Source organism: Mycolicibacterium arseniciresistens (assembly GCF_030519285.1).
In the GTDB taxonomy this organism is placed as follows: domain Bacteria; phylum Actinomycetota; class Actinomycetes; order Mycobacteriales; family Mycobacteriaceae; genus Mycobacterium; species Mycobacterium arseniciresistens.
The window spans coordinates 1-20,740 of sequence record NZ_JAUMSQ010000163.1; the positions used below are offsets into that span (position 1 = coordinate 1).

23 protein-coding genes and 1 pseudogene are annotated in these 20,740 nt (G+C 69.2%); 10 read left to right on the forward strand and 14 right to left on the reverse strand.

Annotation, left to right across the window (positions count from 1 at the left end):
• From Q2100_RS19365 to Q2100_RS19380, 4 genes are all read left to right on the forward strand, one after another.
• On the forward strand, positions 1-234 hold a 234-nt coding region (locus Q2100_RS19365; RefSeq protein ID WP_302915366.1), incomplete at its 5' end, for a helix-turn-helix domain-containing protein.
• A gap of 47 nt (positions 235-281) precedes the next feature.
• Positions 282-575 (forward strand): hypothetical protein, encoded by a 294-nt coding sequence (locus Q2100_RS19370; protein WP_264011298.1) that lies wholly within the window; start codon positions 282-284, stop codon positions 573-575.
• Positions 576-619: 44 nt separating this feature from the next.
• The gene (locus tag Q2100_RS19375; RefSeq protein WP_264011299.1) at positions 620-1,174 is read left to right on the forward strand and encodes a DoxX family protein; all 555 of its coding nucleotides are present in this window, start codon (positions 620-622) and stop codon (positions 1,172-1,174) included.
• Between the two features lie 83 nt (positions 1,175-1,257).
• Positions 1,258-1,380 carry a hypothetical protein gene (locus tag Q2100_RS19380; RefSeq protein WP_264011340.1) on the forward strand — a complete coding sequence of 41 codons (123 nt, stop codon included), beginning with the start codon at positions 1,258-1,260 and terminating at the stop codon, positions 1,378-1,380.
• A 90-nt stretch (positions 1,381-1,470) separates the two neighbouring features.
• Here the strand turns inward: Q2100_RS19380 and Q2100_RS19385 are convergent, their stop codons facing one another.
• Genes Q2100_RS19385 through Q2100_RS19395 form a run of 3 tightly spaced genes read right to left on the reverse strand, consistent with a single transcriptional unit; the run spans position 1,471 to position 4,388 of the window.
• Positions 1,471-2,472: an NAD(P)H-dependent flavin oxidoreductase gene (locus tag Q2100_RS19385; protein ID WP_302915367.1), complete on the reverse strand. Its 1,002-nt coding sequence runs from the start codon at positions 2,470-2,472 to the stop codon at positions 1,471-1,473.
• A gap of 4 nt (positions 2,473-2,476) precedes the next feature.
• Positions 2,477-3,241: a 3-hydroxyacyl-CoA dehydrogenase gene (locus tag Q2100_RS19390; RefSeq protein WP_264011301.1), complete on the reverse strand. Its 765-nt coding sequence runs from the start codon at positions 3,239-3,241 to the stop codon at positions 2,477-2,479.
• Positions 3,242-3,296: 55 nt separating this feature from the next.
• Positions 3,297-4,388 carry a CaiB/BaiF CoA transferase family protein gene (locus Q2100_RS19395; protein WP_302915368.1) on the reverse strand — a complete coding sequence of 364 codons (1,092 nt, stop codon included), beginning with the start codon at positions 4,386-4,388 and terminating at the stop codon, positions 3,297-3,299.
• A gap of 111 nt (positions 4,389-4,499) precedes the next feature.
• Here Q2100_RS19395 and Q2100_RS19400 point away from each other — a divergent pair, with 111 nt between their 5' ends.
• Both Q2100_RS19400 and tet(V) read left to right on the forward strand, forming a co-directional pair.
• Positions 4,500-5,303 carry an enoyl-CoA hydratase gene (locus tag Q2100_RS19400; protein ID WP_302915369.1) on the forward strand — a complete coding sequence of 268 codons (804 nt, stop codon included), beginning with the start codon at positions 4,500-4,502 and terminating at the stop codon, positions 5,301-5,303.
• Between the two features lie 60 nt (positions 5,304-5,363).
• Positions 5,364-6,644: a tetracycline efflux MFS transporter Tet(V) gene (tet(V), locus tag Q2100_RS19405; RefSeq protein ID WP_302915370.1), complete on the forward strand. Its 1,281-nt coding sequence runs from the start codon at positions 5,364-5,366 to the stop codon at positions 6,642-6,644.
• Here tet(V) and Q2100_RS19410 read toward each other — a convergent pair.
• The 4 genes from Q2100_RS19410 to Q2100_RS19425 form a co-directional block, all read right to left on the reverse strand.
• Positions 6,641-7,387 (reverse strand): CPBP family intramembrane glutamic endopeptidase, encoded by a 747-nt coding sequence (locus Q2100_RS19410; protein ID WP_264011305.1) that lies wholly within the window; start codon positions 7,385-7,387, stop codon positions 6,641-6,643. The two genes, tet(V) and Q2100_RS19410, sit on opposite strands and share 4 nt — an antisense overlap.
• A complete protein-coding gene (locus Q2100_RS19415; protein WP_264011306.1) occupies positions 7,387-8,532 on the reverse strand; it encodes an NAD(P)H-binding protein in 1,146 nt (381 codons plus the stop codon). Before Q2100_RS19415 ends, Q2100_RS19410 begins: the two co-directional genes overlap by 1 nt.
• A 118-nt stretch (positions 8,533-8,650) precedes the next feature.
• Positions 8,651-9,193 (reverse strand): gamma carbonic anhydrase family protein, encoded by a 543-nt coding sequence (locus tag Q2100_RS19420; protein ID WP_302915371.1) that lies wholly within the window; start codon positions 9,191-9,193, stop codon positions 8,651-8,653.
• A gap of 35 nt (positions 9,194-9,228) precedes the next feature.
• The gene (locus tag Q2100_RS19425) at positions 9,229-10,194 is read right to left on the reverse strand and encodes a GlxA family transcriptional regulator (RefSeq protein ID WP_302915372.1); all 966 of its coding nucleotides are present in this window, start codon (positions 10,192-10,194) and stop codon (positions 9,229-9,231) included.
• A gap of 82 nt (positions 10,195-10,276) precedes the next feature.
• Between Q2100_RS19425 and Q2100_RS19430 the strand changes: the two genes are divergently transcribed.
• Together Q2100_RS19430 and Q2100_RS19435 are read left to right on the forward strand one after the other, a co-directional pair.
• On the forward strand, positions 10,277-11,545 hold the full coding sequence (locus Q2100_RS19430) for an MFS transporter (RefSeq protein WP_302915373.1): 1,269 nt from the start codon (positions 10,277-10,279) through the stop codon (positions 11,543-11,545).
• A 175-nt stretch (positions 11,546-11,720) separates the two neighbouring features.
• On the forward strand, positions 11,721-12,443 hold the full coding sequence (locus Q2100_RS19435) for a fasciclin domain-containing protein (protein ID WP_264011310.1): 723 nt from the start codon (positions 11,721-11,723) through the stop codon (positions 12,441-12,443).
• Between the two features lie 63 nt (positions 12,444-12,506).
• Here Q2100_RS19435 and Q2100_RS19440 read toward each other — a convergent pair whose 3' ends face one another.
• From Q2100_RS19440 to Q2100_RS19450, 3 genes are read right to left on the reverse strand one after another with little or no spacing between them, the layout of a single operon-like run.
• A complete protein-coding gene (locus tag Q2100_RS19440; RefSeq protein ID WP_264011311.1) occupies positions 12,507-13,649 on the reverse strand; it encodes an acyl-CoA dehydrogenase family protein in 1,143 nt (380 codons plus the stop codon).
• 10 nt (positions 13,650-13,659) lie between these two features.
• Positions 13,660-14,475: a crotonase/enoyl-CoA hydratase family protein gene (locus tag Q2100_RS19445; protein WP_302915374.1), complete on the reverse strand. Its 816-nt coding sequence runs from the start codon at positions 14,473-14,475 to the stop codon at positions 13,660-13,662.
• Entirely contained in the window at positions 14,472-15,617 is a 1,146-nt protein-coding gene (locus Q2100_RS19450) for a thiolase family protein (RefSeq protein ID WP_269892386.1), read from the reverse strand. Before Q2100_RS19450 ends, Q2100_RS19445 begins: the two co-directional genes overlap by 4 nt.
• Before the next feature lie 200 nt (positions 15,618-15,817).
• Here Q2100_RS19450 and Q2100_RS19455 point away from each other — a divergent pair, with 200 nt between their 5' ends.
• Positions 15,818-16,609, forward strand: a complete 792-nt coding sequence (locus Q2100_RS19455; RefSeq protein WP_264011314.1) for a FadR/GntR family transcriptional regulator — start codon at positions 15,818-15,820, stop codon at positions 16,607-16,609.
• A 45-nt stretch (positions 16,610-16,654) separates the two neighbouring features.
• Here Q2100_RS19455 and Q2100_RS19460 read toward each other — a convergent pair whose 3' ends face one another.
• The 3 genes from Q2100_RS19460 to Q2100_RS19470 all read right to left on the reverse strand — a co-directional run bounded on the left by Q2100_RS19460 (position 16,655) and on the right by Q2100_RS19470 (position 19,790).
• Positions 16,655-18,397: a DUF3556 domain-containing protein gene (locus tag Q2100_RS19460; protein WP_302915375.1), complete on the reverse strand. Its 1,743-nt coding sequence runs from the start codon at positions 18,395-18,397 to the stop codon at positions 16,655-16,657.
• 84 nt (positions 18,398-18,481) lie between these two features.
• Entirely contained in the window at positions 18,482-19,003 is a 522-nt protein-coding gene (locus Q2100_RS19465) for a DoxX family protein (RefSeq protein WP_302915376.1), read from the reverse strand.
• A gap of 22 nt (positions 19,004-19,025) precedes the next feature.
• On the reverse strand, positions 19,026-19,790 hold the full coding sequence (locus Q2100_RS19470) for an SDR family NAD(P)-dependent oxidoreductase (protein ID WP_302915377.1): 765 nt from the start codon (positions 19,788-19,790) through the stop codon (positions 19,026-19,028).
• A gap of 24 nt (positions 19,791-19,814) precedes the next feature.
• Here Q2100_RS19470 and Q2100_RS19475 point away from each other — a divergent pair, with 24 nt between their 5' ends.
• Positions 19,815-20,444, forward strand: coding sequence for a TetR/AcrR family transcriptional regulator (locus Q2100_RS19475; RefSeq protein ID WP_302915378.1), 630 nt, complete (start codon positions 19,815-19,817; stop codon positions 20,442-20,444).
• On the opposite strand, the pseudogene Q2100_RS19480 reads toward Q2100_RS19475, so the two are convergent.
• A pseudogene (locus Q2100_RS19480) lies at positions 20,411-20,740 on the reverse strand (DUF1298 domain-containing protein); the annotation flags it as partial. The gene Q2100_RS19475 and the pseudogene Q2100_RS19480 overlap by 34 nt on opposite strands.

A 20,740-nucleotide genomic window follows, 5' to 3' on the forward strand; every position in this document is an offset into this window, starting at 1 on the left:
CAGGCCGCGCTCACGCCGTCCGAACGGCGCGTCGCCGAACTGGCCGCCTCGGGGATGACCAACAAGGATGTCGCTGCCGCGCTGTTCATCAGCCCGAAGACCGTCGAGCACAATCTGGGGCGCGTCTACCGAAAGCTGGGAATCCGGTCGCGCGCCGAACTTGGCCGGCTCATGGGTGGCTCGGAGGCCTCCGACCAGGGTTCTTTCGATCGAAAGCACCCTCGGCAGGATTAGGGAAACGCCCGATTCGATCGCCGCGGCCCGGCGATAACTTGAGCGCTATGGCCGCCGCCGCACCGCACCTCTGCTGTTTCCTCGCCGAGTGGTACCGGCCCGAGATGACCCGGCCTGCCGTCGAGGACCTCCTGGGCGAGCTGGATGCGGCGACCGCCTCGATGGCGGCTGAGGGCAAGTCGGTGCAACTACTGCTGACCTTGGCCGTGCCGACCGACGAGGTGCTCTACGGCGTGTTCACCGCCGACACCCCGGAGGTCGTCAGCGAGGTGTGCGCCCGGGCCGGCATCCCGGTCGCGCGGCTCAGCACCGATGTCGACGCCCGTCTGAGCTCGTGGTGACCCCGCGGCGATGACTATCGCGGGCTGCGGCAGTCTGACTGATCATGAACACCGCCACTGAGAGCACCGCACCCACCGCGACACCTGCGACCACCGACGCCTCCGCCAACATCGCGCTGCTGATCCTGCGCCTCGGTGTCGGCGCGGCGATGCTGCAGGCGGGCCTGCGCAAGGCACTGGACTTCCCCACGACCGCGGGCTACATGGAAGCCGGCGGCTGGCGGCTGCCCGAGCTGGCGGCATTCATGGTGACCGCGTCGGAGACGCTCGGCGGCATCGCGCTGATCCTCGGCGTGCTGACGCAGCTGGCCGCATTCGCGGTGGTCGCGGCGATGATCGACGCGTGGGCCGTCAACGTCTCCGGCGCCGCGTTCTGGTCGGACCCGTTCAACGCGCCGTTCATGATCGGTCTCGGCGCCGTCGCGCTGCTGTTCGCCGGCGCCGGCGCCTACTCGCTGGACGCCAGGCTTCGGGGTCGTACCGTCTGGCCGGTGCGGATCGCCGTCGGCCTGCTGGCGGCCGCCTTCGTCGTCGCCATCGTGACCTGGATCGCACTCAACGGCACCAACCCGATCCACCTCACGACACCTACTGGCTAGAAACCTACCGAGAAGTAGGATTGCCACCATTTTCCGAACCGTGACTCAATGAACTCTTAATGGTGACCCATACAGTCAGTGTCATGTGGATCGACGACACCAGTGCCGATGTCATCAAGGTCGACTTCGAGGCGCTCTACCACGGGGACTTCCTCGTAGAGGGCGACACCTCGGAGCAGCTGGACGACCTGGCCCAAGCCGTGTGACCACGCGCGCCTGATCGGCGCGCGTGTCACCCGTCAGCCTTTGCTGCCCGCCGGGGCGCCTCCGGTCATCTCACGATGACCCACGGCGCCTCAGGCGGGCACTTTTTCTTCCTGGCCCGCGGTCACCATCCCCGCCAACCGGGCGGTGATCAGCTCCTCGGCCTCCGCTACCATCCGCGACACCAGTTCTCCGCAGGTCGGGATGTCGTTGATCAGCCCCATCGACGTGCCCACCGACCAGATGCCTGCGTCGAGGTCGCCGAGCTCGTAGACCTTGTTGCCGCGCACGCCGGCCACCAGATCCTGGACGTCGGGGAACTGGCCACCGTTGTTGAGGATCTCGACCACCTCGCGTGACACCGCGTTGCTGGCCACCCGGGCGGTGTTGCGCAGCGGCCGGAAGATCAGCTCGGTGTCGAGCTCGGTGCCCGCGACGATGGCTTCCTTGACGTTCTGGTGGATCGACGACTCGACGGTGCACATGAACCGCGACCCCATGTTGATGCCGTCGGCGCCCAGCGCCAGTGCCGCCACCAGGCCGCGGGAGTCGGCGAACCCGCCCGAGGCGATCATCGGGATGTCGATCTTCGCCGCCGCCGCCGGGATCAGGATCAGGCCCGGGATGTCGTCCTCGCCGGGATGGCCGGCGCACTCGAAGCCGTCGATGCTGATGCCGTCGACACCGAGGCTCTGCGCCTTGACCGCGTGCCGCACCGACGTGCACTTGTGCAGCACCTTGATGCCGTTGTCGTGGAACATCGGAAGATGCGGCGCCGGGTTGGATCCCGCGGTCTCGACGATCTTGATGCCGGCGTCGACGATCACCTGGCGGTACTCGTCATAGGGCGGCGGGTTGATCGTCGGCAGGATCGTCAGGTTGACGCCGAACGGCTTGTCGGTGAGCTCGCGGGTCTTGTCGATCTCCTTGGCGAGGTCCGCGGGCGTCGGCTGGGTCAGCGCGGTCAGGAAGCCCAGCGCCCCGGCATTGGCGACGGCCGCCACCAGCTCGGCGCGACCCACCCACTGCATCCCGCCCTGCACGATGGGATGTTCGATCCCGAAGGTCTCGGTGAACTTCGTGTTGAGGGTCATGGGGTCACCTCGGGGCCATGCGGATGGCGCCGTCGAGGCGGATGACCTCGCCGTTGAGCATCGGGTTCTCCACGATGTGCACGGCCAGCGCGCCGTACTCGTCGGGGTCGCCGAGGCGGGCGGGGTGCGGCACCTGCTGTCCGAGCGACTTCTGCGCCTCCTCGGGCAGCGAACCCAGCAGCGGCGTCTTGAACAGACCCGGGGCGATGGTGCACACCCGGATGAGGCTGCGCGACAGGTCGCGCGCGATCGGCAGCGTCATACCGACGACGCCGCCCTTGGACGCCGAGTACGCGGCCTGGCCGATCTGGCCCTCGAACGCGGCGACCGACGCGGTGTTGACGATCACGCCGCGCTCGTCGCCGTTCTTGCCGGCGAGCGGCTCGGTCTTGGCGATCCGCTCCGCGCTCAGCCGCAGCACGTTGAACGTGCCGATCAGGTTGACCTCGATGGTCTTCTTGAACACGTCGAGCGGGAAGGGCCCCTCCTTGCCGAGGGTCTTGATCGCGCTGCCGATGCCCGCGCAGTTCACGTTGATGCGCACCGGGCCCAGCGACTCGGCGACGTCGAGCGCCTTGGTGACGGCGGCCTCGTCGGTCACGTTGGTCTCGACGAAGGTGGCGCGGTCACCGAGGTCGGCGACGGCCTCCTCGCCTCGCAGGTCCAGCACCACCACCTGTGCGCCCGCGTCGAGCAGTCGCTTGGTCGTCGCAAGGCCCAGGCCCGATGCCCCGCCGGTGACGACGGCTACGGCGTCTTTGATCTCCACTGATGTACTTCCTCTCCGGCCGGCCAGCGCCGCCGACCTACTGGTTGGTTGGGGACTATACCCAGTCGTTCAGCACGGATTCGGTGTCCGCTCCCGGCGCTCCCGGCGCCTTCGGCAGATCCGGTGCGGTGCGCGAGAACCGCGGGGCGGGCGCCGGGTACAGCGAGCCGTCCTCGCGGTAAAACGTGTCGCGTTCGGTGTTGTGCGGTTCGTCCTCGACCTCGGCGAAGCTCAGCACCGGCGTGACGCACGCGTCGCTGTCGGCGAACACCTTCGCCCAGTGATCGCGGTCATGGGCGGCGAAAGCCGTGGTGAACACCTCGCGCAGTTCGGCCCAGCGCCCCATGTCGTTCTGGTCGGGCAGGTCGGCGCCGTCGAGGCCGAGTTTCGCCAGCAGTTCGGCGTAGAACTGCGGTTCGATCGCGCCCACCGCCACGTATTTGCCGTCCGCGGTCTCGTAGGTGTCGTAGTACGGCGCGCCGGTGTCGAGCATGTTCACGCCGCGCTCGTCGCTCCACATCCCCATCGACCGGAACGCCCACATCATCTGTGCCAGCACGCTGGAGCCGTCGACCATCGCCGCGTCCACAACCTGGCCCTTGCCCGAGCGTTCCCGCTCCCAGAGTGCCGAGAGGATGCCGACGAGCAGGAACATCGACCCGCCGCCGAAGTCGCCGACCAGGTTGAGCGGCGGCACCGGCCGCTCACCCGCGCGGCCGACGGCGTGCAGCACGCCGTTGAGGGAGATGTAGTTGATGTCGTGGCCGGACCGCTGACTGCGCGGGCCGGTCTGCCCCCAGCCGGTCATGCGCCCGTAGATGAGCCGGTCGTTGACCTTGGTGCAGTCGTCGGGCCCGAGCCCGAGACGTTCGGTGACGCCGGGCCGGAAGCCCTCGATCAGCACGTCGGCCTTCGCGATCAGCCGCAGCACCAGATCGCGACCCTCGTCGCTCTTGAGGTCGGCGGAGACCGACCGCCGGTTGCGGAGCAGATGGTCGCGGCCCTTGGTCGGGATGCCCGGGCCCTTGCCCGGCCGTTCGACGCGCACGACGTCGGCGCCCAGATCGCCGAGGATCATCGCGGCATGTGGCCCCGGGCCGATACCGGCCAACTCGACGACACGCAATCCCTGCAGTGGACCCGCCATGCTTACCGCCCTTCACCTGTGGTTGACCGCCGACATAGCTTACTTGTATAACCTTCTGCAGTGATCGCGGGTCGTCGACTCGTCGAAACGCCTACCGGGACTGGTGCCGATATGACCTCAACCGAAACGTATCTAAGCCTCGACGACCTCACGGTCGTCCTGCGCGACGGCGTCCTGACGGTCACGCTGAACAGGCCGGACAGCCTCAATTCGCTGACCGCGGAGATGCTCGACGGCATCGCCGAGGTCCTGACCCAGGCGGCCGCCGATCCGGCGGTTCGGGTGGTGCGCCTCGGCGGCGCCGGCCGCGGCTTCAGTTCCGGCGCAGGCATCAGCGAGAACGACCAGACCGCCGACGGCCACGACGCCAAAGCGGTGCTCGACGCCGCCAACCGCGCGGTGGCCGCGATCGTGGCGCTGCCCAAACCGGTGGTCGCCGCCGTGCACGGACCCGCGGCGGGCGTCGGCGTGTCGCTGGCGCTGGCCTGCGACATCGTCCTCGCGTCGGAGAAGGCGTTCTTCCTGCTCGCCTTCACCAAGATCGGGCTGATGCCCGATGGCGGCGCCTCGGCGCTGGTGGCCGCCGCGATCGGCCGGATCCGCGCGATGCGGATGGCGCTGCTGGCCGAGCGGCTCTCCGCCACCGAGGCCCACGAATTCGGACTCGTCAGCGGTGTCTACCCCGCCGACGACTTCGAGACCGAGGTCGACCGGGTGCTGGCGATCCTGGTGGCAGGCCCCGCTGTCGCCCTGCGCAAGACCAAGCAGGCGATCAACGCCGCCACGCTCACCGAGCTCGAGGGCGCCTTCGACCGGGAGAGCGAAGGCCAGCTCCAGCTGCTCGGTTCGCACGACTTCCGCGAGGGCACAAGGGCCTTCCAGCAGCGCCGGTCGGCGGAGTTCACCGACAGCTGAGGTCACCTCCGCCCGAAAATCGTTGGACCGAGGGCTATCCGGTCGGCGACCATCGAGCGTGTGAGCACCCACTTCGATCTCGAGCAGCCGGCGCCGGCCGGCGGCTGGCGCGTGCTCGCACCCTTCCGTTCCCGCGAGTACCGCCTGCTGATCGCGGCGGTCTCACTGTCCATCTTCGCCGAGGGCATGTGGACGGTCGTGATGGCGCTGCAGGTCATCGCGATCGACAACGATCCTGCGTCGCTGTCGCTGGTCGCGACCTGCCTGGCAGGCGGACTGGTGGCGTTCGTGTTGGTCGGCGGGATCGCGGCCGACCGAATCAGTCAGCGCGCCATCATCATCGCCGTCGCGGCCGTCAACTTCGCAGCCGTCGCGACGGTCGCGGCGCTGGGACTGCTCGGCACACTGCGGATCTGGCACCTCGCGGTGGCCGCCGCCGTTCTGGGCATCGCGGCCGCATTCTTCTTCCCCGCCTACAGCGCCATCCTGCCGCGGATCCTGCCCGCCGAGCAGCTGCTCGCGGCCAACGGCGTCGAGGGTGTGGTGCGGCCGGTGTTCCAGCGCTCGGTCGGCCCGGCAGTCGCCGGTCTGGTGGTCGGCGCGACGTTCCCGTCGGTCGGCGCCGTCGTGGTCGCGGGACTGTTCGGGCTTGGCCTGCTGCTGCTGATCGCGACGCGCCCGGCGACCCGGGCCGTCGAGGAATCCGTCGGCGAGAAGCCGCGGATGCTGCGCGACCTGCGCGACGGCTTCGTCTTCATGGTCGCCACGCCGTGGCTGCTGTGGACGCTGTTGTTCGCGAGCCTGTTCGTGCTCGTGGTGCTCGGTCCGATCGAGGTGCTGCTGCCCTTCGTCATCGCAGACCGATTCACCGAAGGCGCCCGCATGTACGGCTTCGTGCTGGCATTTTTCGGAGTGGGCAGCGCGATCGGTGCGCTCGCGGTGTCCTCGCGGCGGCTGCCGCGGCGCTACCTCACCGTGATGATGGCGATGTGGAGCGTCGGGTCGATCCCGCTCATCGTCATCGGCACCACTTCGTCCTTCCCCGTGATGGCGGCGGCGACCTTCGTCATCGGCGTGACCGACGGTGCGGGACTGGTCATCTGGGGCACGGTGCTGCAGCGGCGGGTGCCCCGGCACATGCTCGGCCGGGTCTCGAGCCTGGACTTCTTCGTGTCGCTGGCATTCATGCCGCTGTCGTTCGCGGTCGTCGGCCCGCTGTCGAAGGTGGTGTCGATGCAGACCATCTTCTTGGTCTCCGGTGTGGTGCCCGTGCTGCTGGCGGTGGTCGCGGTGCTCGCGGCCCGGATGCCGCGCGACGAGGTGGCGAACCCGCTGCGTTAGACGCCGAAGATCGGCGGAAGCGCGAGCACCATCACCAGGCCCCAGAAGAAGTGGGTCAGCATCGGGGCGAGCACGCCGCCGGTCGCGCGGCGTTCGAACGCGCAGATGGTGCCGAGGATGATGGCCGCGAACGCCAGCATCGGGTTCTGCGTGCTGACGCCGGTGACGATGACGTAGACGAGCGTCGTGACGATGAACGCGAACCAGCCGTTGTTCCGTTTGCCCAGTGAGGAGTACATCGAGCCGCGGAAGAAGATCTCCTCGGCCAGGCCGTTGATGACGGTGATCGCGACGATCACCGGCAGTGAACCCTGGTTCGCGAATTCGAGCACCTGGACGATGTAGTCGCGCACGGCAGGGATCTCACGCGCGACCAGGCCGCCGACCACGAATGCGCCGCCGAGTACCAGGCCGATCGCGGTTCCGGTGATCACGGGCCGTTGGTTGCGTCCGCGGAAACAGATGCGGCCCAGGTGAACCGGGCCGGAGACGAAGGCGCCCACGGTCCACCACGCCGCCAGCCCCATCGTGAACCAGTAGAACGCCGGGTCGCCAGGGGGCAGCCGCAGCGAATACCCCAGCAGCACGAACCCGCCGACGACGAAGATGGCCACGAAGATCCGTCTGCGGCGGATGGTGGCCGGCCCCTCGTTGTGCGGTTCGGCCGTGCCGGTGAGGATGCGGCGTGCCTCGGAGAAGAAGCCGCTGCGTTCGTCACACGACTTCGTCGACACCTCGGTCATCAGTGGCCCACCTTCGGGGCAAGGCCGATGACGGTGTCCAGGCCGGTGCGCACCGCCGCGGCCACCGGTCCGGGTACGGCGCCGAGCAGCCCGAGCGCCGGCCGCGCGATCGGCAGGGTGAACGGGCGGATCAGTTGGGTGATCCGCTGGACGTCTCCACCGGCCCAGTCCGGATCGGTGTCGGCCAGGTGGTGGACGTCGGCGAGCGCGTTGACCGGGCGTGGTCGTTGCCTGGCCAGCGAAAGCGTGATCGCCTCGTCGACCGAGGTGAGTCCGCCCGGCGGGTCGGGCACCAGGTCGCGCAGCCCGTCGCCGGACGCCGTCATCGGATGGTCAAGGGACTCAACGAGATCGGCAGCCAGTCCGCCCGGCACGGGCAGCACCAGGCCGGTGACCTTGGAGACGATCGAGGTGTCGATGCCGCGGACCGGAAGCGGCGCCCGCCACTTGCCGGCGATGTGCGCGTACTTCGTCAGCAGTTCGCCGTAGGTCGTGGTCTCCGGACCGGAGATGTCGTAGGCGCCGGCGGGAACCCGGTCGGTGTCGGCGGCGGCCACCAGGTAGTGCAGCGCGTCGCGGATCGAGATTGGGTCGATCGGATTGGCCGCCCACTTCGGCAGCGGGATGACGAGGAACCGGTCACCGACGTAGCGCAGCATCTCGAAGGAGGTCGATCCGGCGCCGATGATGATCGCCGCGCCGAGCCACACGACGTCGGCGCCACCCTCGATGCTCAGCGCCTCGGCGACCTCGGCGCGGCTGGCCAGATGCTCGGACAGTGTGTCGTCGGTCGGGACGAAGCCGCCGAGGTAGACGATCCGCTTGACGCCTGCGTCCCGGGCGGCGGCCGCGACGTTGGCGGCGGCGCGGTTGTCGGCGTCGCGGAAGTCGGGCTGGCCGATGCCGTGCACGAGGTAGTAGATGACGTCGATCGGCCCGGCGTCGGCGAGTGCCTGCTTGACCGATGCCGGATCTCCGGCGTCGAGGGAGACGCCGGTCACGTCGGCGTGCCAGCCGAACGTCGCCAGCCGGTCGGGGTTGCGGGTGGCGGCCACGACCTTGTCACCGCGCTCGACGAGGGCGCTCACCAGTCGCGATCCGACGTAGCCGGTGGCGCCGGTGACCAGGATCCGCATGTTGCTCACCGTAGGCCTGTACCCGGAGCGCAGCGTCGGGAACCCTGAGGTGCGGCGGCTCACTGTGACGCGGCACACAGCACGCGCCGCGGCCGCGAGAACCGTTGCGCCGGCCGAGGATCGGCGGCTATTCGGGCGCCGGGCCGACCACGGTGGCCCCGCGGTGGTGGTCGATGAGCCGCTGGTAGACCTCGGCGTTGTAGCGGTTGGCGGCGACCTCGGCGTCGCTGAGCTCGCGCCGCACCTTGCCCGGCACTCCCGTCACCAGGGACCGGGGCGGGATGACCGCACCCTGCGGGATCAGCGCACTGGCGGCCACCAGAGAGCCGGCGCCGATGTGTGCGCCGTTGAGGATCACGGCGCCCATGCCGATCAGGCAGCCATCCTCGATGGTGCAACCGTGCAGCACGGCGTTGTGGCCGACGCTCACCGCCGTGCCGATGCACACCGGGAACTCCGGGTCGCAGTGCACGGTGACGCCGTCCTGGATGTTGGATCCGAACCCGATCTCGATCGGCTCCACCTCGGCGCGCAGCGTGGCGCCGTACCAGACGCTGGCCCTGGCCGCGAGCGTCACCTGGCCGATCACGGCGGCGTTCGGGGCGACCCACGACTCGGCGTGCAGCTTCGGGGCGTGCCCGCGTAGGGCCAGGATCAGCGGCTGCGACATGGGCGACATCGTAGGAGCCGATCGCGGTGACGTGGTCAGGAACCCCGAAAGACCTTGCGGTAGCCGGTCGGTGACATCCCGACGCCGCGGCGCAGATGGTGCCGCAGGTTTCCACCCGTCCCGAGCCCCGACAGCCGGGCCACCTCGTCGACGGGCAGATCCTCGGACTCGAGCAGTTCGCGGGCACGGTCGACGCGCCGGCCGCGCACCCATGCGCCGGGAGCCTGCCCGGTCTCCTCGCGGAAGCGGCGGATGAACGTGCGCGGGCTCATGTGCGCGTGCCGGGCGAGGCGCTGCAGGGTCAGCGGCTCGTCGAGCCGGCGCAGCGCCCACTCGCGGGTGGCCGCCGTCGAGACTCCTCCGCCGGCCGCGGTGTCGTCGTGGCGCGGTTCGATGAACTGCGCCTGCCCGCCTTCGCGCCACGGCGGGACCACGCAGTGCCGGGCCACCGCATTGGCGACCGCGGCGCCGTGGTCGGTGCGGATGACGTGCAGGCACAGGTCGATGCCTGCGGCCAGGCCGGCGGAGGTGAGCACGTCGCCGTCGTCGACGTAGAGCACGTTCTCGTCGACGTGCACGGCCGGATACAGCCGCCGCAGCTCGTCGGCGTGCTGCCAGTGGGTGGTCGCCGGACGCCCGTCGAGCAGGCCCGCCGCCGCGAGCACGAACGCACCGGTGCAGATCGACACCAGGCGGGCCCCGGGCGGGATGGCCGCAAGCGCCTGCCTCGCCGTGGGCGGCAGCACTCCGTCGACCCTGGCAGGCGCGTAACGCGTGCCGGGGATCACCACGGTGTCCGCGGTGGCGAGCGCCTCCGGACCCGCCGTCGGGAGGACGGCGAACCCCGTGGTCGACGGCACCGGGTCGGCCGTGAGGCCGCAGGTGGTCACCTCGTAGAGGGGTTCGCCACCGGGGCCGGCGGCGGCGCCGAACAGCGTCGGCGCGATGGCGGCGTCGAATCCGATCACGGGCGGCAGCAGCAGGACGGCGATCCGGTGCACCTGTTCATGTTGGCATGTTTTTGACGAATAGTGTCCTTCTTGCCACTGGTCGGCCCCCTGCCGTGCGGGTCAGAGTGATTCGGTGACTGTCACAGCTCGACCCGGCACGGGCAGCCGCGTCCACTGGGCGTGGGTGGTCGCGGCGGTCAGCTTCGTCGCCCTGCTGGGCGCCGCAGGCTTCCGCTCGGTGCCGGGCGTGATGATGAATCCGCTGCACCAGGAGTTCGGCTGGACGCACGGCACCGTCGGCCTGGCCATGTCGGTGAACATGACGCTGTTCGGACTGACGGCGCCGTTCGCGGCCGCGCTGATGGACCGCCTCGGTGTGCGACCCGTGCTGACCGGCGCGCTGCTGCTCATCGCGACCGGTTCGGCGCTTTCCGTGACGATGACGGCGAGCTGGCAGCTGGTGCTGCTGTGGGGCGTGCTGGTCGGCGTCGGCACCGGTGCGATCTCGATGGGCTTCGTCGCCACCGTGGCCACCCGTTGGTTCGACGCCCGCCGCGGCCTCGTCACGGGCGTGCTGACCGCCGCGAGCGCAACGGGCCAACTGGTCTTCTTGCCGCTCGTCGCGGCCGTGACCACGACGCACGGCTGGCGGTGGGCGTCGCTGATCGTGGCTGGGGCCGCCCTCGCGGTGGTGCCGCTGGTCGTCGCGTTCATGCGCAACGCACCGCAGGACAAGGGTCTGCTGCCGTACGGCGCGACCGCTCCGGCACCGCCGGCGCCGGTCCCGGCGAGCGGATTCCGCGCGGCGTTCGAGGGGCTGGCGATCGGTGCGCGGGTGCCGGCATTCTGGCTGCTCGCGTCGAGCTTCGCGATCTGCGGCATGACGACCAACGGCCTGATCGGCACCCACTTCATCCCGGCGGCCAACGACCACGGCATGCCCACCACCGTGGCGGCCGGGCTGCTGGCCACGATCGGCGTGCTCGACGTCGCGGGCACGGTGTTCTCCGGCTGGCTGACCGACCGGGTGGACCCGCGCTTGCTGCTGGTCGTCTACTACACCGGGCGAGGGGTGTCGCTGCTGCTGCTGCCGTCGCTGCTCGCGCCGCACACCGAGCCGGGCACCTGGGTGTTCGTCATCTTCTACGGCCTGGACTGGGTGGCCACCGTGCCACCGACGATCGTGCTGTGCCGCGAGTACTTCGGCGCCCGCACACCGGTGGTCTTCGGCTGGGTGTTCGCCTCCCACCAGCTGGGCGCCGCCGTCGCGGCGGCCGGTGCGGGCTGGCTGCGCGACCTGAACGGCGACTACGACACCGCGTTCTTCCTGGCGGCCGGGCTGTGCGGGGTGGCGGCGCTGCTGTGCCTCGGTATCCGGCGGACTGTGACACATCCGACGTAACGATCGCCCGAACCCGTGCTCAGAGCGTGTTTCGGCGCTCGCCGCAGGCCGCCGACCCTCGACCTCGACTTGGCCGTTACCAATTCGTGGCTTTACCCTACGAGACGGCGCCGCACCGGTGGCCGGACATCTCCGCCCATCGGGGAGGGCGTTCTGACGAGCTGAGGAGCCTGACGTGAAGACTCGCACCAGTAGAGCACTGGGCGCGGCCGTGGGAACCGCGGCCATCGCCCTGTCGCTGCCGTTGGCGGTCAATGCCTACGCGCAACCCGAACCGACGCCGTCCAAGCCGGTGGAGAACCCGCTGCCCAATCTCGAGGGCGACTGCGACCCGTTCCGGGCCACGAACACCAACTGGAAGAACTACGCCGCCCAGCCCGTCAGCCAGGTGCTGGCGCAGATCCCGGAGATCAAGACCTTCAACTCCGCGGTGTCGGGTCAGCTGAACCCCGCCGTCAACATCACCGGGGTGCTCGACAACGGCCCATACGTCGTCTTCGCGCCGACCGACGAGGCGTTCGCGAAGCTGCCGCCCGAGCAGCTCGAGAACCTCAAGACGAACGCGAACGCGCTGACGGACCTGGACTACTACCACGTCTTCCTCGGCCTGCTCGGCCCCGCCGACGTGAAGGGTCAGCGGCCCACCCAGCAGGGCGCCGAGATCAAGGTCGAGGGCACCAACGGCGACATCAAGGTCAACGACACCGCCAAGGTGATCTGCGGCGGCATCCCCGCCCAGAACGCGCGGATCTACCTGATCGACACGGTGCTCGACCCGGCCGCCCCGCCGGAGGCGCTCACCCCGACGCCGAAGTCGCCGACCAGCACCACCACCACGACGACCCCGACGACGCCCCTGCCGGCGGAGATGCCCGCCGCGGACGCGCCGATCGGCTAGCTGTTCATAGATTTCGGCGCGCTCGCGTTCGGTGAACGAACGTGAGCGCGCCGAATTCGTTGGCTACAGGCCGAGATCGCGGCCGATGATCTCCTTCATGATCTCGGTGGTGCCACCGAAGATCGTCTGGATGCGTCCGTCGACGTAGTCGCGCGCGACGCGGTACTCCATCATGTAGCCGTAGCCACCGTGTAGCTGCACACACCGGTCGACGACCTTCTTGGCCACCTCGGTGGCCCACCACTTCGCCTTGGCGGCCTCGACCGCGGTCAGCTCGCCGTCGACGACACCCTGCAGGCAGCGGTCGATGTACTGCTCGGTGACGTCGAGCTCGGTGTCCATCTCGGCCAACAGGAACCGGTTGTGCTGGAAGCTGCCGATGGACTGCCCGAACGCCTTGCGGTCCTTCGCGTACTGCAGTGTCTGCCGCCAGGTTTCGCGTGCGCCCGCGATCGCGGAGATGGCGATCGAGAGCCGCTCGGACGGCAGGTTCGTCATCAGGTGGTAGAAGCCGCGGCCCTCCTTGCCGAGCACGTTGGCGTTCGGCACCCGCACATTCTCGAAGTGCAGCTCGGAGGTGTCCTGGGCATGCAGGCCCATCTTGTCGAGCTTGCGGCCACGGGTGAAGCCGGGCATGTCGCGCTCGACGACCAGCAGCGAGAAGCCCTTGTGCCCGGCCTCCGGGTCGGTGCGGGCGACCACGACGCACAGGTCGCAGTTGATGCCCGACGAGATGAAGGTCTTGGAGCCGTTGACGATCCAGTCGTCACCGTCCCGGACCGCCGAGGTGCGGATGCCGGCCAGGTCGCTGCCCGCGCCCGGTTCGGTCATCGCGACCGCGATGATGGTCTCGCCGCTGGTGATGCCGGGCAGCCAGCGTTGCTTCTGCTCGTCGTTGGTCAGGTCCTTGAAGTACGGGCCGACGACGTCGTTGTGCAGGCTCAGTGCGGGTGCGGGTACGCCGGACTTGGCGATCTCCTCGTCGATGATCGCGTTGAACCGGAAGTCGTCGGTGCCGCCGCCGCCGAACTCCTCGGGCATGTTGAACCCGATCAGCCCGTGCTTGCCCGCCGCCACGTAGGCGGACCGGTCCACGAGGCGGTCGGCCTCCCACTTCTCGGCGTTCGGGACGAGTTCACTGTCGATGTAGCCTCGCACGGTGTCGCGGAAGGCCTCGTGCTCGGCGTCGTAGATCGTTCTCTTCATTGTTGTTTCCTCACTTGGCTTTCCATACTGGCTCGCGCTTCTGCGCGAAGGCCAGCGGTCCTTCTTTGGCGTCCTCGGAGCTGAAGACGACGGCGACTTCGCGCCTCGTGCGTGTCCAGCCGGGCTCGTCGTCTGCCACGACGCGGTCGTCGGCGCCGACGGCGACCCTCTTGCTGGCCTGCACGGCCAGCGGAGCGTTGACGGTGATCCGTTCGGCCAGTGCCAGCGCGGCGTCGAGCACTGCGCCTTCCTCGCCGTCGGGCACCACCTCGTTGATCAGGCCCCACTTCAGCGCCTCGGCCGAGGTGATCGGTTCTCCGGTGAACATCATCTGCAGCGCGACCTTGCGCGGGATCTGCTCGACGAGACGGAACACCCCGCCCGCGGCCGCTATCAGTCCCCGCTTGACCTCCGGCAGACCGAATTTGGCACTCTCACCGGCGACGACGAGATCGCTCGCGAGTGCGAGCTCGGTGCCACCGCCGAGCGCAGTGCCGTTGACCGCGGCGATCGTCGGCTTGTCGATGAAGTGGCGGACGTATCCGGCGAAGCCCCAAGCGGGCCGGTCGGGGTGACCGATGTTCTCGCCCCGCGACAGCGCCTTGAGATCGGCTCCTGCACAGAAGGATTTGTCACCCGCCCCCGTGACCACGACCACCCGGACATCCGGATCCTGCTGAGCCTGCTCGAGTGCGTCGCCCAGGGCGATCGACACGGCCGAGTTGATGGCGTTGCGCGCCTCCGGCCGGTTGATGGTGATGACCATGACGCTGCCCCGGCGCTCGACGAGGGCGCCGGGGGCCGTCGTGGTGTCGGCTCCTGTCACAGCAGCTCGAGGATGGTGGCGTTGGCCTGGCCGCCGCCCTCGCACATGGTCTGCAGGCCGTACTGAATTCCCTTGTCCCGCATGTGGTACAGCAGCGTGGTCATGATGCGCGCACCCGAACCGCCGAGCGGGTGACCCAGCGCGATCGCGCCGCCGTTGGGGTTGAGGTTCTTCTCGTCGGCGCCGATGTCCTTGAGCCAGGCCAGCGGCACGGGAGCGAAGGCCTCGTTGACCTCGAACGCGCCGATCTGGTCGATGGTCAGGCCCGATCGCTTGAGCGCCTTCTGGGTGGCCGGGATCGGGGCGGTCAGCATGATCACCGGGTCGGCGCCCGCCAGCACCGCGGTGTGCACCTTGGCCAGCGGCTTGAGGCCGAGCTCCTTGGCCTTCTCGGCGGACATGAACAGCAGCGCCGCCGATCCGTCGGAGATCTGCGAGGAGTTGCCGGCGTGGATCACGCCGTCTTCCTTGAACGCCGGCTTGAGCTGACCCATCTTCTCGAGGGTGGTGCCGCGACGGATGCCCTCGTCCTTGAGCACCGGGTTGCCGTCCTGGTCCTTGATCGCCACGATCTGGTCGTCGAACGCGCCGGAATCCTGCGCAGCGGCGGCCTTCTCGTGCGAGTCGAGAGAGAACTGGTCGAGCGTCGCGCGGTCGAGACCCCACTGCTCGGCGATCATCTCGGCGCCGATCCCCTGGTTCGGGGTCTGCTGGTAGCGGTCCTTGAAGCCCTGCGGGTACGGGTTGCCACCACTGGCCAGCGATGCGCCCATCGGTGTGCGCGACATGGCCTCGACACCACCGGCGACGACGACGTCGTAGTGGCCGGCGACCACGCCTGCGGCGGCGAAGTGCACCGACTGCTGGCTCGACCCGCACTGGCGGTCCACGGTCACACCGGGCACCGACTCGGGCCAGCCGGCCGTCAGCAGCGCCGTGCGGGCGATGTCGAGCGCCTGCTCGCCGGCCTGCATGACACAGCCCCAGATGACGTCGTCGACCAGTGCCGGGTCCACGCCGGCGCGCTCGACGAGGCCGTTGAGCACCTGCGCGGAGAGTTCGGCGGGGTGCACCCCCGACAGACCGCCGTTGCGCTTGCCGACGGGCGACCGCACGGCCTCGACGATGACGGCTTCAGCCATGGAAGTTCTCCTTTGAACGCGACCTGGGAGCCCGGGCAGGGCCCTGATGAGCTTGCCACCGAAGGTAGACGAGTAGGTTTACTAGGTCAACCTACTGGTTGGTAGAGTCGGACTCGCGCCCGCCGCCCGGCCGCACATGGTTTACTGAGTTGTACAGCTGGCCTGCTTACCAGGTCAAACACCGAACCGAAAGAGAACGCGTGCCTCGAACCACACCACTGGCTCCGATGATGGGGGCGAGTGCCGTGATGTCGGGGAACACCGTGCGCTCCCCCAAGACCGCCGAGCTGGTGGCGGGGACGCTGCGCCGGATGGTGGTCGACGGTCAGCTCAAGGACGGCGACTTCCTGCCGAACGAGGCCGAGCTGATGAGTCACTTCGGCGTCAGCCGCCCGACGCTGCGCGAGGCCGTCCGCGTGCTCGAGTCCGAGCGCCTGGTCGAGGTGCGCCGCGGTTCGCGCACCGGAGCCAGGGTGCGCGTCCCCGGGGCGGAGATCGTCGCCCGGCCCGCGGGGCTGCTGCTCGAACTGAGCGGCGCGACGATCGCCGACGTGATGACGGCCCGGTCGGGCATCGAGCCGATGGCCGTGCGGCTGCTCACCGAGGCCGGTGACACCGCCGCCTACGACGAACTGGAACGGACGCTGGCCGAGGACGTGCCGATCGGCTGGGACACCGGCCGGCTGGCCGAGACCACCGGCGAGTTCCACCGCCGGATGGTCGAGCTGTCGGGCAACGCGACGCTCAACATCATGGCGGGCATGCTGCACGAGATCACGGTGCGCCACACCGCCTTCGCGATGAGCGAGAGCAATCCGCCGTCGAAGGCCGACTACGAGAAGCTGATGCGGTCCTACCGCCGGCTGTTGCAGTTGATGCGCTCGGGTGACGGCGCGGCCGCCGAGGCGCACTGGCGCAAGCACCTCGACACGGCCCGGGGCCTGCTGCTGCAGGGACTGGAGACGGTCAAGGTCCGCGACGTGATGGGGTGAGGAGCTTGCGGATCACCCCCGACGTGCTGGGGTGTCAAGCTCAGATCACGTAGCGTCGGCGCCGTCCTTCTGCCACGTGACGTGCACCGGCGCGGTGTCGTCCCACGGTTGCCGCGTCACCAGGTCGGCCACCTCCACGTAGCCGCGTTCGAACTCGCCGGTGGCCGCGTCGACCAGTCGGTACTCCTGGCGCTGCCGGTGGATGGGCTGGCCGTCGATGAGAACGACCCTGACCTCGCCCGGTTCGAAGTGGCACCGCTTCTGCATGGCGGCGATCAGCTGCTCGTTGTGCATGTGGCCGTCGCCGAAGTTCCACCCGATCGCCGTGCTGCAGATGCGCTCGCCGTCGGTCAGCACGTAGTCGTCCTCGTTGTGCCCGGCCATGGCGCGGTGCGCCAGTGCGAACATGGCCCGGCCGTGGCTGTTGAACGACCGGAACGCGTACCCCATGTAGAGGTACATCTCCGCGGTCTCCTTGCTGCCGTAGTACTTCTCCATCTGCGCGGCGGGCATGGCGGCGATCGCGACGAGGCCTGCGGTGATCTTCTCGGCCGCCGACGGCTTCACACACCACAGCGTGGTGTCCCAGTTGCCCGCGTAGTACCGCATGCCGGGCAGGAAGGACACCTTGCGCGGGAACAGGTTCCCCAGCACGACGGTGCCGGCGACGACGGCGAAGAGCACGATCGGCCATGGACTCTGCAGGTCGCTCAGGCCGATGCCGGCATGGCCGACGAACAACGCCAGCACGCTGAACATCATGAAGACGTTCCACTCCAGCGGCACCCCCATCGGGATCGACGACAGGATGCCGAAGTGGAACACCAGCATGATGAACGCCGCGATCGCACCGGCCCAGCCGCCGTGGCTGAAGAACAGCACCAGCGGTACGAGTCCCTCGACGGCGGTGCTGAAGTGGGCGAGCCAGCGCGAGGCCCGGCCCGGCCGCAGGTCGTCGGGGAAGTGCTCGAAGAACCTGCGCTTGATCCAGCGCGGGCGGAACACCGGGTTGTTGCTCATCATCGTCGAGATGACGAACGGGAAGTGCTTGTTGAGTTTCGACGTCGCCGCCCCCAGCCAGATGACCAGGCACACCAGCTTGGCGGCGATGATGATGTCGGCGCCGCTGAACAGGAAGCACACCGCGAGGGAGGCGTACACCTCGCCGCGGGCGGCCAGGAAGATCACCTTGTCGCGCAGGCCGATGACGGCGAGCAGGCCCAGCACGGCCGCGGTCTGCCAGATCGGCAGCACGCCGACCTCGGTGCCGAGTTCCGGGATGGGACCGGTGCCGTCGGAGAACAGCGCGACCACCAGCATCACCTGCAGCGCGCCGTAGACCGCGACGTCGAACGGGGTGCGGCTGTCGCCCTTGGTCAGCGGGATGCGATCGGGCCACGGTGGCAGACGAATGGTCTTCGGCCGCAGCCAGTACAGAATGGAGCCCATCGGCGGGAAGAACCGGTTGTTGAGCGGTCCGAAGCCGCAGCCGAGGCCGACCACCTCGAAAAGCATCGTGTACAGCACGACCTTCTGGAAGACGATCGGCTCGGCGTACCACGTGGCCACGGCGGTGAACCCGTCGATGCCGTCGGTGCTGAGCACGATCAGCCAGGCGACCAGCACATACAGCAGGATCTTGACGACGTAGAACAGGTGCAGCACGCCCGGCGTGCCGAAGCCGACCTCGGCCCAGTGCCGGGCCATCGGCACGATCCTCTCGGCGCGGGTGCCCTTGCTCCATTCGGCATAGTCGACGACGGGCGCGTCCTGTTTGAGAAAACCCATGCCGGACAGATTAGAACGTGTTCTAGTCCCGTGGTCCCACTTGGTCCGATGACCGTCGCATCGCCGGCTCGCGCCGGGCCGGGATCAGCCCGCGGTCTTGGCGGGCGGCCGGAAGAAGATCGCCAGCTGCCCGATGCCGCCGGCCAGGCCGAGGACCACCGCGACGGCCAGGCCGCCCCAGCCCTGCACGTAATCCCAGACGGGGGTGCCGTGGAACAGCACGTAGTCCAGGCTCAGCTTGCCCGCGCCGATTCCGGCGATCGCGACGGCCGTCACGGCCAGGACCAGGTTGTACTCCCAGCCTTCCTTGACGATGAAGAAGCCGTTGTGGCGGTGCACCGTCCAGGCGGCGACCAGCATCAGCGCCACGAACCCTGCGGCAGGCACCGGGGTGAGCAGCCCGACGGCAAGGCCGATGCCCGCGGCCATCTCCGTGCTGGCGGCCACCCGGGCGTGGAACGTGCCCGGCTTCATGCCGATGCTCTCGAACCAGCCCGCGGTGCCGGGGATGCGCCCACCGCCGAAGAACTTGTTGTAGCCGTGGGCGGCCATGGTCAGGCCGAGCACGACGCGCAGCACCAGAAGGACGAAATCGTAGGCATCCACGTAACAGAATCTAGGGCATCTGTCACACGGCTGCCCACCCCCCGTCGATGGACAGCACAGCGCCGTGGATGTTCGACGCGTCGTCGGCGGCGAGGAACACCACCGCGGCGGCGACCTCTTCGGGGGTGCTCATCCGCCGCGAAGGGATGCGCGCCAGCATCGGCCCGACGTGCTCGGCGAACTCCACCGCGCGTTCGGTGGCGATCGGTCCGGGCGCCACGGCGTTGACCCGAACCCCCGACGGCCCGTACTCGTCGGCCCACGACTTGGTGAAGGAGTGGGCGATCGCCTTGCTGCCCGAGTACACGGCCGAACCGGCGCTGCCGCGCAGGCCCGTGTTGGATCCGATGTTGACGACCGCGCCCTCACCGCGCTCGGCCATCGCGGGCGCGAGCAATCCGGTCAGCAGAAGCGGTGCGAACACGTTGACGCCGAACACCTCCCGCAGTTCATGCTCGGTGATGTCGGACGTCGGCTTCGGCATCAACAGGGTCGCGGCGTTGTTGACGAGGATGTCGAGCCGGCCGCCCGCGGCAGCGACGGCGTGCTCGGCCAGCGCTTGGACGGACTCCGCTCCCCCGCTCAGATCGGCCGTGACGAAGGTTGCTTCGCCTCCTGCGGTGCGGATTTCGGCGACGACCGCGTCGCCACGTTGCTTGTTGCGGCCGGACACGACGACGAAGGCACCGGCGTCGGCGAGCGCCCGTGCGATGGCTGTTCCGAGGCCACCGGTGGAGCCGGTGACCAGCGCGGTGCGGCCCGCAAGCCGCGTATCGTTTGTGCTCATGAGTCCGACACTGCGCCGATGAAAATGGACCCGCAAGTCCAGAAATTCACCGCGAAGGGACGCGCCACCCGGCAGCGGATCATCGACGGCGCCGCAGCCGAGATCCGCCTCAGCGGTGCGGTCGCCACCACGCTCGACGACGTGCTGGCTCGCACCGCGACCTCGAAGAGTCAGCTGTTCCACTATTTCCCGGGCGGCAAGGAAGAACTGCTGCTCGCCGTCGCCGCGCAGAAGGCCGACCGGGTGCTGTCCGACCAGCAGCCGCATCTGAGCAGGCTGACGTCGTGGGCGGCCTGGCAGCGTTGGCGCGACGTGGTGGTCGAGCGGTACCGCAGGCAGGGCCGGATGTGTCCGCTGTCCACGGTGATGTCCGAGATCGGCCGCACGCCCGGCGCGCACGCGGTGACGGCGACGCTGATCGACCGCTGGCGGATGGAGATCGAGGCCGGCGTACGGACGATGCAGGCGCAGAACAAGATCGCCGCGTCGGTGGATCCGCAGCGTGCCGCTGCGGCCCTGCTGGCCGGCATCCAGGGCGGGGTGTCGGTGCTGCTCAGCACCGGCGACCTGAGCTACCTGGAGGCCGCGCTCGACGTGGGGATCGCATCGCTGCGCGCCTCTCAGCCCAGCGCCGCGGCCAGCCGGGCCGTGTAGGCGTCGACGTCCCCGATCGCCGACTCGGCGGCATGCACGCTGACGGCGATGGTGTCGCCGATGCCGTGCACACCGTGGGCCAGTCCCACCATCGGCGAGAGTTCGGGGAACCCGGTGGTGACCACGACCGGCGCGCCTCCGAAGCTCAGGTCGGCGGCCCCCCTGTCGACGCTCGAGACGACGGTGTTGCCGATGACGAGCGGCGCCCGCACGTCGGGGTCGAACTGAGCGACGCCCCAGCGCAGCAGCGGGGCCGGCGTGGCGGCGAACGCCCGGGCGGCCGCCCGCATGCCCGG